At 53.8% G+C, this 13009-nt stretch carries 11 protein-coding genes and 1 tRNA gene; 6 read left to right on the top strand and 6 right to left on the bottom strand.

The genetic code is table 11. The features are described from left to right. Nucleotides 1-40 precede the first annotated feature (40 nt). Nucleotides 41-134: transfer RNA gene (locus HNQ38_RS01560), tRNA-Sec, on the top strand. Between the two features lie 584 nt (nucleotides 135-718). After that, the gene (locus HNQ38_RS01555; protein WP_183717893.1) at nucleotides 719-1192 is read left to right on the top strand and encodes an MFS transporter; all 474 of its coding nucleotides are present in this window, start codon (nucleotides 719-721) and stop codon (nucleotides 1190-1192) included. A 24-nt stretch (nucleotides 1193-1216) separates the two neighbouring features. On the opposite strand, the gene HNQ38_RS01550 is transcribed toward HNQ38_RS01555, so the two are convergent. From HNQ38_RS01550 to HNQ38_RS01530, 5 genes are all read right to left on the bottom strand, one after another. Further along, on the bottom strand, nucleotides 1217-3064 hold the full coding sequence (locus HNQ38_RS01550) for a CobW family GTP-binding protein (protein WP_183717581.1): 1848 nt from the start codon (nucleotides 3062-3064) through the stop codon (nucleotides 1217-1219). Nucleotides 3065-3145: 81 nt separating this feature from the next. Beyond that, nucleotides 3146-4294, bottom strand: coding sequence for a twin-arginine translocation signal domain-containing protein (locus HNQ38_RS01545; RefSeq protein WP_183717579.1), 1149 nt, complete (start codon nucleotides 4292-4294; stop codon nucleotides 3146-3148). 9 nt (nucleotides 4295-4303) lie between these two features. Continuing rightward, nucleotides 4304-5707, bottom strand: a complete 1404-nt coding sequence (locus HNQ38_RS01540; protein ID WP_183717577.1) for a hypothetical protein — start codon at nucleotides 5705-5707, stop codon at nucleotides 4304-4306. 31 nt (nucleotides 5708-5738) lie between these two features. After that, nucleotides 5739-5987, bottom strand: coding sequence for an apoptosis regulator Bcl-2 (locus HNQ38_RS01535; protein WP_183717576.1), 249 nt, complete (start codon nucleotides 5985-5987; stop codon nucleotides 5739-5741). Continuing rightward, on the bottom strand, nucleotides 5984-6628 hold the full coding sequence (locus tag HNQ38_RS01530; RefSeq protein ID WP_183717574.1) for a FadR/GntR family transcriptional regulator: 645 nt from the start codon (nucleotides 6626-6628) through the stop codon (nucleotides 5984-5986). Before HNQ38_RS01530 ends, HNQ38_RS01535 begins: the two co-directional genes overlap by 4 nt. Nucleotides 6629-6965: 337 nt before the next feature. Here HNQ38_RS01530 and HNQ38_RS01525 point away from each other — a divergent pair, with 337 nt between their 5' ends. The 3 genes from HNQ38_RS01525 (at nucleotide 6966) to HNQ38_RS01515 (ending at nucleotide 10390) form a co-directional block, all read left to right on the top strand. Further along, nucleotides 6966-8159 (top strand): PAS domain-containing protein, encoded by a 1194-nt coding sequence (locus tag HNQ38_RS01525; RefSeq protein WP_183717572.1) that lies wholly within the window; start codon nucleotides 6966-6968, stop codon nucleotides 8157-8159. Nucleotides 8160-8649: 490 nt separating this feature from the next. Beyond that, nucleotides 8650-9237 (top strand): superoxide dismutase, encoded by a 588-nt coding sequence (locus HNQ38_RS01520; protein WP_183717570.1) that lies wholly within the window; start codon nucleotides 8650-8652, stop codon nucleotides 9235-9237. 682 nt (nucleotides 9238-9919) lie between these two features. Further along, nucleotides 9920-10390, top strand: a complete 471-nt coding sequence (locus HNQ38_RS01515) for a hypothetical protein (RefSeq protein ID WP_183717568.1) — start codon at nucleotides 9920-9922, stop codon at nucleotides 10388-10390. 163 nt (nucleotides 10391-10553) lie between these two features. Here the strand turns inward: HNQ38_RS01515 and HNQ38_RS01510 are convergent, their stop codons facing one another. Next, complete coding sequence (locus HNQ38_RS01510; protein WP_183717566.1) at nucleotides 10554-10748, bottom strand: twin-arginine translocase TatA/TatE family subunit; 195 nt, start codon at nucleotides 10746-10748, stop codon at nucleotides 10554-10556. A gap of 263 nt (nucleotides 10749-11011) precedes the next feature. On the opposite strand from HNQ38_RS01510, the gene HNQ38_RS01505 reads away from it, so the two are divergent. After that, nucleotides 11012-12793: a DEAD/DEAH box helicase gene (locus HNQ38_RS01505; protein ID WP_183717564.1), complete on the top strand. Its 1782-nt coding sequence runs from the start codon at nucleotides 11012-11014 to the stop codon at nucleotides 12791-12793. The last annotated feature ends 216 nt before the right edge of the window (nucleotides 12794-13009 follow it).

The following is a 13009-nucleotide window of genomic DNA, read 5'->3' as shown; positions in this document are numbered from 1 at the left end:
CGAGTTTTTTTATTTTCGCATAGTCTACAGATAATTATGAGGAGACGTTTCGCCACCGGTGTGGCGCCCGGTCTTCAAAACCGGTGGCAGGCTTTACCGTCTGCGGTAGGTTCGACCCCTATACGTCTCCGCCATACTGAACATCCTTGCTTCCAAAAAATTATTAAAAAATTAGACACTGTTGCGGTTTTTTCGCCACAATGTCTTTTTTATTATCCGACTGCCTCTCACGGCCCCCAGGCAACCAACCCGCCCTTTTCCCCTTCTTGTCAGGCGACTCAAGCCATAAAAAACGACTTTCCTGATCTTGTTCTCAACGCATAATAACGCCGAACCTCAGAAGAGTGTGAATGTTATGAAGTCTGCTTCCCATGTTGGAACAGTACACATAACTAGTTTAATAAGCAGGCAATTTATGGCGAAGACAATGCAGGCAAAATGAATTTAGGGAGCTCACACGGTTGCTCTGTCTTGCGCGGCAGCAGCAGATAAATATGAATCGTGCGTCATTTTTAATATTTCAGGCGGTTTTTTATGTACGCTCAGTCCAAAGCACGATCCCTGACCTTCCTCTCCTAGCTGTGCTTTGCGCTGGCCGACGTGCGGGATGGCTTGGGGCCGTTCTTTGGCGTTTTCTGCAAAGCAAGGGCTGGCTGCCTGACGAAATCGGGCATGTCATGACCGCCGGGGGGCTAGCCGGAATGCTTCGCACCACCCTCTGGGCGGGCTTGCAGACAGGGCCGAGAGAAAGCGGCGGCTCCTTGGCGTCACGGTTATCATGACTGTAGTGGCTTGCGGATTGGTCTTTGTATGGACCAACGCGGTTTCGGTCTGGACCTCAAGAATTTCGCAGGGGGCTTTGGCGGCGGCGATTGCCCCCACGCTTTTCGGCATAACTTTGGGTATGATCGGCCAGAAGGGTTTGCCAGCGTGCCTTGGCAAAAATGAAGCCTGGAACCACTTCGGTAATGGCGCGACAGCTCTTCTTGGAACTCTTGCCAGCTACTACTGCGGCATCCCCGGCGTCTTCTTAGTTATGGCGGGCATGAAGTACTTTGCATTATTTGCCTTGGCGGCATCAACCCCGCGTGTATTAACAGTGCAACAGCACGCGGCCAGGAAGAAAACCAGGAAAAACAAGAACCCGCCCCAATACCTGTGCGGGCACTTTTTTCAGACCGAGCCTTGCTGACCATAGCAATTACCCAGACTTTTTTCATCTTGGCAATGCGGCCATGCTTTCCCTGTTCTCTGTTGCAGATGAATCTGGCATCCTCAGGTTCACCCCGATGAAGACCATATACATTTCGTGCTCTCCGTCAGGAGCCTCTTCAAATTCCAGCCGCCCCGCAGCGTATTGCACAACCATCGGCGTCACGCGGCCCTCGCTAAAAAGATTCACAATGCCCTTGGCCCGGCAAAGCCCCGGCCCAGCAGCCAGGATCATCTCCCGCAGGGTGTTGGCATCCACTGGTTGCGACAAGGGCACAGTGTATGAGGCAAACCCCTCATCTGTATGTGTGCACAGCCCCTGTGGCAAGAACGTCAGATGAGGCCGCCGCGAAGGAGGACGAACCCCGCGGTCAAGCCAGCCCGCAAGAAAGGAATTCAACCGGGCGAAGGTGATATTGCCCTGCACGGCGGGCAGGATTATTGCCTCGGCGTTGCAGGTGCGCAGAACATCCATGACGGCGTGCAGCTCTTCCGCCCTAACGATGTCGGCTTTGTTGGCTATGATAACGTCAGCCTGTTCGACCTGAACCCGCCGCAACCCCTGCGGACCATCCCCGGCGCATACGCTGCCCTGCCATTCCAGCACATCAACCACGGTGATTACGAGGCCGGGGCGAACCATGTCCGCCAACTGGCCCAGCGAGTCAAGAACGTTAGCGGGATTGGCCACCCCCGTGGTTTCAAGAATAACCTGATCTGCCGGGGCGGCATCCAGCAGACGGCGCAGGCCGGGACGCAAACTATCGGCCAAAGAGCAGCATACGCAGCCTTCATCCAGCAGTTCTACCCTGGTTTCGCCCCGTGTGAGGGTGGCGTCCAGGCCGATAGCACCGAATTCATTTTGAATGACTGCGGCAAACTGCTCGCAACCATTGAGAAAATCCAGCCAGCGGCGAAGAAAAGTGGTTTTGCCCGCCCCCAGAAAGCCTGTGAGTACATGCATGACCGGCAGGCGGGCCAATTCATCTTCTCTGGGCACATACCGCCCCGGCAGGCCTGACAGAATCTTGCCACGGACGGAAAAAACGGCCTTCCCGGCATTGTGTTCCATTGATATTTCATCCCCCTGCTCCGCGCCGAAGGCTGCTTCCAGACGCATCTGCCAGGAAGGCTCAACTTTCCCGCAATGCAGATGTTCCAAGGGATTGGGCGTCACGCGCATGGCAAGACGAGGGGCATCGTCCAAAAGAACGGCTGCCGTGCCCGCTAAGGCCGCGAAAGGCCGCAGCAGCAGCCTGAAAGCTGGTAAATCATATTCCAGCTCGCCGGGAGCAACAATCCACTGCGTTTCTTGCTCGTCTCCAGGGGCGCTGTCTGCCTTGTCGCTGGCGGGTACGGCAATGCCTTTCGTGCTGAAGGCACGGTGTCTGGCCTGAGCTGACAGCTCCAGAGCCAGTGATGAGCCATCCAATGCCGCTGCAAGCCTCATCTGCCCCAGACAAAATGGGGCAAGAGTCTCGGCATGGGCCGAAAGTTCACGCACCGCCACGCCGTAGTCTGGGCCAAGGGCTACAGCCAGGGCCTGAAGGGGAAATTTGTCCAGCAGTGGGTCTGCTGCTGCGGGAAAGACATAAAACCCAAACATGCCGTATAGCTGCTTCTCCCATACATATTCGTCCATAAAAACAAGGCCGTATATATGCGGAACAGAGGCCGTGCGGCAGGTCCAGGCGGCCCCGTGCAGCGCCGAGGGGCGCACTCCGCGCCACCCCAGGGCATGGGCCTGCCTGCGGTCAAGATGAATGCCCGAAAGCAGGGCTGTCATGATGGACGGACTTTCCGGGCCGCCCTGCGGGTCCAGAGGGCGCGGCAAAAGATTTTCCATACGCATGGTGGCGACTCCTTTGGCACAATGTGCCCTGCCTCCGTAACCGGCCCATGGGAGCCGGTTACGGTAAAAAGAGGCAAAAGGTCAGGAGGGGAACTTGATCACGTCGCCATTACCGAGATAGTTGGTAGTTTTGGAGCGGAACCGGGCCGTGCCCTTGACCACAGGGTAGCCCGCGTCAACGAACTTCTGGGCCGTGATGAGGCCTGTGCAGTGGTTGCAGCCTACTCTTTGGAGATCCCACTTCTTGAGGCCGATGACGAGGTCGTCGTACTTGGGATCCCAGTCGTCAAAAGGAGAAATGTGCAGGCCGCCATAGAGGCCGTAGAACTGGTCGTTTTCATAGGCCAATTCCTTGTAGGCTGTGTCGGCAAAAAGGATGATGCCCTGGTGGCAGCAGCCGGTGATACTCACCAGCCCAACATCCTTGACGTTGCAGTACATTGAAAGCTCCCCAAAAACCCGGAAGATGATGGGGCAGTCAAAGGTATACAGGGCCACGCCACTTTCAAGCTTGTGCAAGCCCTTGGGCACCTCCGTCCATTTGCCCACATGCCCGCAGTCTTTCAGATACTGCTTGCCCTCTGGATAAAACGTATTGGGCGTGTACACATGGATGTTGGGATTGTACTTGGTGACGGCGGGAAACCCCCAATAATGGTCCATATGTTCGTGGGTCTGGATGAAGGCCTTGATTTCATTATTGGCCAGCATCGTATCAATGCCTTCCCGCTGGTAGCAGGAATCCATCCATTTATAATTCCAGCCAGAGTCGAAAAGGTACTTGTTGACCTTACCGTCCATATCTTCAATTTCTACCAGGCAGGAAAATCCCCCGGCATTATCGGCATGCACGCTCTTTTCACGCGCGATGTCCCATGCCTCGTCCAGCCTGCGGGGCAGCAGATGCTTGATATGTTTGATGCCTTCAGCATATCCGCCCTTGCCCAGTCCCTTGCCGTTGCCGAAGGGCGCCCAGTTAAAAGAGTATTGGTCCACCAGCAGGCCGCCTGCACCGGTGACATCCTGCATGAGAGTACCGTTGTCAAACCAGCTCGTTTCCGAAATGTTGGTAATGCGCACGGCCTTGCAAACGCCTATATCCGTCGAGCCGCGCTTGACGTCTTGAAGAAAGGCTCTGCGCATGGGGGAATACGAGTACGCTCCCATGGCGCCGATGGCCCCCACGCCCACGCCCAGAGCAGCACCCTTGATGAATTCACGTCTATTCATGATCTCCCCCTATTGCACCAGGGTAAAATGCGCGCTGAACCACGGCAACGCCGCTACAATGGCAAAATAGCCAGCTACGCCAACGATAATGCCAACTACCAAGCCGGGAACCATAGCGGGGCTCCAGGCGCTGCGCTCTTCAAAGTCGCGCTCATCGGCCCTGATTTCCTCAACGCTGCGAAGTTCACGCCGCCAGCCGGGCCAGCCGTCCATGAACCACCAGTTGATGAGCCAGATATTGATAAGCCAGATCATTGGGATCATTGGAAATTGCTGCGGATGAGAAAAACCTTTCTGCGTGCCCAGTACGAAGTGGGCATACTGGTAGTACAGGCAATAGATGATGATGCCCCCCACGGCTACAAGCAGCGTGCGGAACAGGATATTTACAGGTGTGCTGAACTTGTTGGGCCAATTGCCGCAATAAAACTGAAGGAACAATGCGGGCACCAGAAAGAAAATGGCCGTTTCGCCCACATGCAGCCAGCGCCAGTCCGGCGCGGCATCACGCTTGTGACCACGAATGGCGTCACCCCAGACCAGTTCCTGCATGTACCAGAAGAAAAAGCACAGAGATACGGAGATGACGATAATACCGAAGAAGAGAGAAAAACGCCGCAACCAGGGAGTTTTGATGAGGCAGAAGGGATAGCGCTCCCATATGCCTTCCATAAACCACACCACAACCGTGCAGCACATGATCCAGGCCACATGGAAGTTGGCGGAAACGGTCTGGGCGAAGTTCTCCCAATACGGCGGTGTGATGGCCGTAAAGTACTGCCAGGGGTAATACAGTATGCCCATATGGTTGTGCATGGTCATAAAGTAGATCACAAGGCTCAGGCAGAAGGTGCCCAGCCAGATGCTGAAGCCCTTGACGGGCTGGCGCTCGTTCTGCCAGGGGCGGCCTTCCAGGGCGACCAGCCACGCGGGGCTAAGCCATGAGGCTATGACCGCGAACATCATGCAGGCCTGTGCCGCGTATTCTACAGCGTAAAATTCTGTCAGCCCCGGCAGCTTCTGCAACTGGGTTGGGCTAAAATAGGCAAAAGCGAAATTGCCCAAAACGCCTTCAAAAAATCCGTGGATAAGAACAATCATAAGGCCGACAGAAATAAGAGACAGCACCAACCCTTTCTGCAAGGGATGGGCGTTGCGGATCCAGTCTTTTTTGAAAGGCCAGAAGTCGAAAATGTAGGCCATCCAGATGAGAATAACCAACCACCAGCGACAATAGTTGTAGCCCACATAGGGAGTATAGAAACGCATTACACCGCGCGGATCCTGAAAAAACCACCAGGTAACGGCAAAAATCAACAGGGTGAAGACCATGTTTGCCAGAACGGGCAAAGGGCCTCGCCAGCGTTTGATAAGTTTGCGCTCCTCAAGATAGGGAATGTCGTGGTCAGCCACGGGGACCTCCTCGGGGTTACAGGCTGTCCGCTCACACAGACGGACGGCCGGGGGCGCGCATGGCCTGCGCAACGGCCCGGACTAGAGCTTCCTTGTCCATTGTATCCACGGGCAGTCCCAGGCGCTGCCCTTCCAGCCGCAGCATGGCCGGCGAGAATTCCGGCGGTAGAAGACCGGGAAGCTCGTCCCCGGAAGTAACCGCCCTACTCTCGGCAGCCATAGGCAGGGGTTGCGCGCGCCACACCCCCCGCAGAAAATTTCGCCTGCTTTTGCAGGTCACGCTTCTTCTCCCATGCATTGCAGAAGACAAGAGGCATATGCGGTCGCCGCAGCAGTGGTGGCCTGCGCATCCGCATGGCGCAAACCGTGCAGCGTGCGAGCCAGATGTTTGAAAAATTCTTCCAGCCGGACATGGCTGCTTTCCTGCAGCAGACGGGCCAGAGCATGGGCGTCGGGCAGGGTTGCGGCCCCGGCCTGCGCCAGACGGGCGTTGCCTGTGGCCTGCAAAAGAGTTGAGAAAAAACGGAGATGATTTTGGGCGAAAAGCCGCATGTCTCCAGCATGCAGGGCCATGCCTGCCGAAGGAAGATGGCGCTCCAGCGCCAGCATGACTGATGGCGGAAGAGTCCCGGCCATGGCGGAAAGCAGGGGCGGCATGACAATACGAAAGGCACGCAGGCTGTCGGCCAGGCCCGTGCTGTCGGCGCGGCAGGGCAATGCCCGCACAAAGGTTCCGCTGCCGCGGCGCGTCTCCAGAATGCCCCGCCCCACAAGGGTATGCAGGGCCGTGCGCAAGGTGGCTCTGCTTACGCCCAGCTCTTCAGCCAGAGGGCGCTCTGCGGGCAGCCGCTCAAACAGCGTCCATTTCCCCCGCAGCAGGGCCTGTTCCAATCTGCGTTCCGTATTTGCCGGCGTGTTCATGACCGTCTCCTGGCAAAACGTTGTGCGTGTTTTCTGTGTGCCTGATACTGCCAGCTCTAAAAAAATGTAGCAATAATCCTTCAGCTTTGGTCTGGTATGCATCTAATATATTGAAAAATAAAAAATACTTTTTTAAAACTGGTATGACCATAATAAAATTTAAAGAATTTTATAGGTTATAAAAGCTTATTTTTCGCCCAGTTTATCAGTATAACCAATCATAATAAAAAATTGGTATAACCAATCTACATTGAAAAAAACCTCCCTGCCATCTATCTTACCTGCATAGTAGCCACGCAGCGGCGGAACTAGATTGATTGCAAGAAAAGGAGTTTCTATGCCGCGTTTTTCGCAATGGCGGAACGGTTTTCCCGGTTTATTGTGGAGCATACGGCAGCGCGAATCGCGCTTGAAGCTGTTCACGCGCTGGCAATTGGAGGGCGTGGATGCCCCCCAGCTGCTCAAAAATGCCTCTTACCGAAAAGAGATCGTGGTTTCTGAAGACTACCCGCTGCTGGTGGAATTTTGGGACATGATTCATGCGGCGCGTCCGGCTTCGGCCATTTTTCGCATCCGGCCCGACGGCGGACGCAAGCCGCTTATGCTCCAGGGGTGGCCCGGCCCGGAGGAAGATCTGTACAGCGGTTTTCTCAAGGAAGCTTTTTTTCCCGGCGGCTACGGTGCGGAATGTTATAAGGCACAGTTGCGCATGAACGTGGGCGACGCGGACTACCCTGTATTTACTCTGGACATGCAATCCCGCGAAATCAGAGAAGCCAATGCGGCGGCCCGCGGCCTTTTTTTGGGTGAAGGGCAAGCGTCGCGCACATTGACCTTGCGCGACGCTGCTCCTGATGATCTGGGCACGCAGTTGTTTGCCGCAGCCGACAAAGCTGTGAATAACGATGCATGGTCTGGCAAGCTCATGCTGGGCAATGCGGAACGAGGTCTTTTTTCGGCGCATGCACGCCTGACGCCCTGGGGCGGACACCACGGGCAAGTGGTGCGGGCAGCCCTGGTCAATGTAGACGCCAGACAATTTCCCATTATGCAGACTGAAGAGACGGATAAAACCCTGCGCCCCGGCGGATTGCGCGTGGCAATGGAGGAATTGTACGCGCAATGCGGCCCGGAGGTGGACGGAATGCTGCTTTCGCACATCCAGTCCAACAGGGGGCGAGTAGCTGTTTTCGGTGTGGGTGGCGCGTTCAAAGATCTGGAATGGGGCGCGCTCCATGCCTATGAAGGCACCATAGCACAGGATATTGAACGCTTTGGGCTTAGCTACCTTTTAGTGGAAGACACGCAGGACAGCGTGAAATCCATTGACTGGGCATTGTTTGCGCCGCTGGGCATACGGTCATACTACGCCAAACCCTTCTACGACGAGCACGGATTGCTGGCAGTCCTGATTTTGGTCAGTCACCGGACAAAGACCTTTGGGCCAGACGCCGACAGCCACTATGCGGACATTGCAGCAGGCTTCGGCCGCCTGCTGCAGCGCTGGCAGCCCCGGCCAGGAACCCCCTAACATATGTGCTTCATGCTGCAGACTCCACAAGAACCACAAAAAAACTCTTTTCAGACCGCATGGAACGGAAACGAGCGCCCTCATCTATCTTTACCCATCCCCCTCCTGATCACTGCCCTCCGCACGCCTGAAAGCCTCACATAAAATTTGACGCAGCCAATTGGACAAAAGAATTATTTAGAAACAGCCCCTAGGGCAAAGCGCACCGCAACACACCGTATATTCAGACTAAGATTGCATTTTTGGTTGAACGGCAATTTTTAAGCGCGAAGCATCCCCCAATTAATCCAGTCTAAACAGTGCCGCCATCAGCGCCTTTCCAGCTATTTTTGCGTCTAAATCGTCCTTAAACCAATGCTGACAATTCCGTAGCAGGCAATATTGAACTATCTATTATCAACTGCTATGGTTTGGTAGAAGTAAGTTTTTTGGGGAGAAGGAGTTGGCCTGTCTGTTTTTCAACACGAAATAATACCATACGGAGTTAAAAATGGAACGCATTCTGCCCGAACTTCCCTATGCGATGGACGCCCTGGCTCCAGCCATTTCACAGGAAACGATGGAATACCACTATGGCAAGCACCATAGAGCCTATGTAACCAACCTGAATAATCTTCAGGAAGGCACCGAGTATAAAGACATGTCTCTTGAGGATATAATCAAAAAAGCTCCTCCTTCAGGCATTTATAACAACGCCGCGCAAGTATGGAACCATACCTTCTTCTGGAGCTGTTTGCGGCCCAATGGCGGAGGAAAGCCCGTGTGCCCTCTGGCAGACGCCATCAACGCGCAGTGGGGAAGCTTTGACAAATTCAAGGAAGATTTTTCAGCCAAAGCCGCTGGCAACTTTGGTTCAGGCTGGACATATCTTGTTAAAAAATCCGACGGCGCGCTGGAAATCCAGAACCTGGGCGCTGCTGGCAACCCACTGAAAACTGGCGACACCCCCATTCTGACCATTGATGTATGGGAACACGCTTACTACATCGACTACCGTAATGCCCGGCCCAAGTTCATTGAGACATTTTTCGAAAAACTGGTTAACTGGGATTTTGCAGCTAATAATTTCAAAGGCTGATCCACTTCGTACAAATGCCAAGGGGCATGCGCTAAAGCACGCCCCTTGGCATAACATTACCGACAGCCATACGCCGCCCCAAATCAGTCCGCGCTCTTATCAATTGCATTCACTCAAATATAGCCTCAATGCCTCGTTCCCACAAAGATTTTGCCCATCTTGCACAAGGCTTCACGCGATCAAAGAATCTCCTTATTAGATGAAGGAGAACCAGCCTGTTATGTGGAAAATGCACCCAGGCAGCACGCTACCGGAATAAAAGAAAAATTCGGCACTGAAACACCTGAAAAGGCGCTTGTAACGGACGGCCTTGACGTCAGTGCCCACGCTTCCCAAGCAGGGACAAAAAGACGCATCTTCGCTTTTTGTTGCACAACAAATCCGATTACTGCCCACGAATATTATCACTTCTTATATGGATATATTCATTAAAGACCAGTGACTTCACATGGTAAAACAAAGACAGAAGTTGCATATTATTTGGTCATAATCACAGCAAACGTCCCAGCATAGAAACATTTACACTGCCGATATTACAATATGTCTGGCTAAAAAATGGACATAAACATATTGTTGTGACAACAATATACGTTGTTGTGGAAAACGTGATTATTAAAAGTATATTGTTCCACAAAACATACCAGCAGTCATAAAAAGGCTGCTTAACTACGGAGAATTCTAAATGAAAAAAACTCTCAGCCTTGTTCTGGCCGCTGTGCTCATCATGAGTGCCGCTGTTGTTTTTGCTACCGAAGTCAAGACCCCTCACTTCACAATAACACTCCCCGCAGACTGGATTCAGCCTTCCGAGGTCATCAGCCAGCAGGGTTCCAGCGTGGCTTTGTTCCAAAACAAGAGCAATGGTACCGCAGTGACCATCACTATCGTTGACGCGCCGATGAGCGCCAAAGACGTGGCCGAACAGACCACCGCCAATATGAAAAGCGGCGGCATGTCCCCCAGCACCCCCAAGGAAGAAAACGGTTTCTATGTGTCTACCTTCGAGCAAGGCAGCGGCAAGGGCATTTCCTACTTCGGCTCCAACGGCAAGGCTTTTGCCGTGACCACCATTGTGGGTTCCGATGTGGCTGTGGGCAAAGATCTGCTCAAGCATCTCAAGGCTACTGATGCCAAGCTCATTCCCTCATTCTAATTTTCGGCAGATTCTTTCTGCCGAATCCAGATAAATGAAAGTCCCGGCTCTTGCCGGGACTTTCATTTTCTCATATGCTATTGCAGCAGCGAAAGCGTAAGCCCCAAGCCGAGACTTGGGGCTTGCATAAACCAAGTTCAAAAACTTTTTGAATCTCGGTTTGTTACGCAGATTTATTGTTATCGTTGCTGTTATTGCGGGCAGTTATGTCAATTTCATCGGGCTCAGTGGTTGCCTTTTTGAAATTTTTGATAGCCCTGCCAAGCCCGCCGCCTATTTCAGGCAGTTTTTTCGAGCCAAACAACAACAGTACTACAACCAGCACCACCAGCAAATGCTGTATACTTAATGCACCCATAAAAACCGTCCTTCCTGTTAAAGGCCGTTAGTTGGCTGCCAGAACAGGCCCCTACGTTCAGCCATTTTCTCGACTATACTCTCTCAGGGCACAAATGCAAACAGCCATAAACCAGTGAGGGCGGGCTTTTCCCCAGGCTAGGCTGACCCTTCCGGTACTGAAACCGGATATTAACACATCATACTCATTGTGTATTGCGCAGGATGGGGCTATATTTCCCCACCCCGAAAATCCCTTCCGTAAAATTTTATTTCAGGAACAGCATGACCGCATCTTTTGAAGATCTGGGTTTATCCCGCGAATTATTGAAAGCAGTTGAAGATCTTGGGTTTGAAGAACCCTCCCCCATACAGGTCTTGGCCATCCCCGCGCTACTGGCGGGTAGAGATGCCCTTGGCCAGGCGCAGACAGGAACCGGAAAAACCGCGGCCTTTGGCCTGCCTCTTCTGGAAAAACTGACGAATGCCAAACACGTGCAAGCTCTGGTGCTCTGCCCTACGCGTGAACTGGCCATTCAGGTGGCCGAAGAACTGAACAAGCTTGCAGCCCGCAAGCGTGGCGTTGCCATTCTTCCCATTTATGGCGGGCAGCCCATTGAACGGCAGTTGCGTGCTCTCGACAAGGGCGTACAGATTGTGGTTGGTACGCCTGGCCGCGTTATGGACCACATGAAGCGCGGCACGCTGAAGCTCAACTCCATTACCGCAGCCGTGCTGGACGAAGCCGACGAAATGCTGGATATGGGCTTTCGTGAAGATATCGAAGCCATCCTTGAGCAGACCCCCGCTAACTGCCAGCGAGTGCTGTTTTCGGCCACAGTGCCAGGGCCTATCCGCGAGCTGTGCAAACGCTTTTTGCGTGACCCTGAAATGCTCACGGTCGCTCAAAAAATGCTTACGGTTCCCGCCATTGAGCAGGTTTACTATGAGGTGCGTCCTCATCAGAAAATGGACGCTCTCTGCCGTCTGCTGGATTCGCAGGGTTTTCGCAAAGCCCTGGTTTTCTGCTCAACCAAACGTAGCGTGGATGAAGTGACCCTGCACCTGCAGCAGCGCGGCTATCAGGCTGACGGTCTGCACGGCAACCTGGCCCAGTCACAGCGTGACCGGGTAATGCAGCGTTTTCGTACCGACGGCCTGGACGTGCTTGTGGCTACTGACGTTGCCGCGCGCGGCCTGGACGTGGATGACGTGGACGCCGTCGTCAACTATGACATCCCGCACGATGTTGAAAAATATGTACACCGCATTGGCCGTACCGGACGCGCAGGACGTGTTGGCAGCGCCTTCACCTTTGTGACCATGCGCGAACATTACAAGATGCGCGACATCATCCGCTTTACCAAGGCACGCATTACTGAAGGCCGCCTGCCAAGCCTGCGCGACGTGGACAGCATCCGCACGTCCCGCCTGCTGGATGAAGTACGCCAGACTCTCGAAGGCGGACCGCTGGAACGCTGGCTGGTGCTGGTCGAAGAATTTCTGGCCGCGCAGTTTCCCGACGGTGAGGTCACCAATCGCGACGTATCAGCCGCGCTGCTCAAGCTTTTGATGCAGAGAGACTTTGGCGATCAGGACAAAGCTTCTGAACAGGATCCCCTGTCCATGCCTCCCCGTCGCCCGGCAAACGAAGGATCGTTCGACAGGCGTGACGCTGGCCGGTCTGGCGCAAAGCCGCAACGCCGTGAAAATGACGGTCCCATGACCAAGCTGCACGTCAATGTGGGTCACATGAACAAGGTCAGCCCCCGCGAACTGGTTGGGGCCATCACTGGTGAAACGGGCATTTCCAGCCGCCATATCGGCGCTATCAGCATTCAAAAAGGGTTTTCTCTGGTAGAAATCTCTTCAGATATGGCAGAAGACGTGATGTCTGTGCTCAACAGAGGCGTGTTCATCGCAGGAACGCGTGTGGCTGCGAAAATGGATAGCGGCAGACCGGGAACACCCCGTCCACGTAAGCCCGGCGCCCCAGGGGCGCGTCGCCAGCCGCCTGCCAGATATGGCAAAAAGCCCCGCGGCTTCTTGGGAGATAACGACGACTAGTCGTGCTTTTTCATATAGCATATGCGTAATGACCGCCCGCCCTGATTAAAAGGGGTGGGCGGTTTTGTTTTACCCCTCTATTACCAATGACCAGCCAATTCAGCGCACTGAACTATTTCAAATTTCTCGCGTTTTATTCTCAGTACTCATCCTTGCCTGCATAAAGCAACACTACATTCATTATTACCAACAACACCCTAATTTCACTATACTATT

It is taken from the genome of Desulfovibrio intestinalis (genome assembly GCF_014202345.1).
Lineage (GTDB): Bacteria > Desulfobacterota > Desulfovibrionia > Desulfovibrionales > Desulfovibrionaceae > Desulfovibrio > Desulfovibrio intestinalis.
The sequence above is the reverse complement of the archived record's forward strand: the minus strand, read 5'-3'. Positions and strand labels throughout refer to the sequence as shown.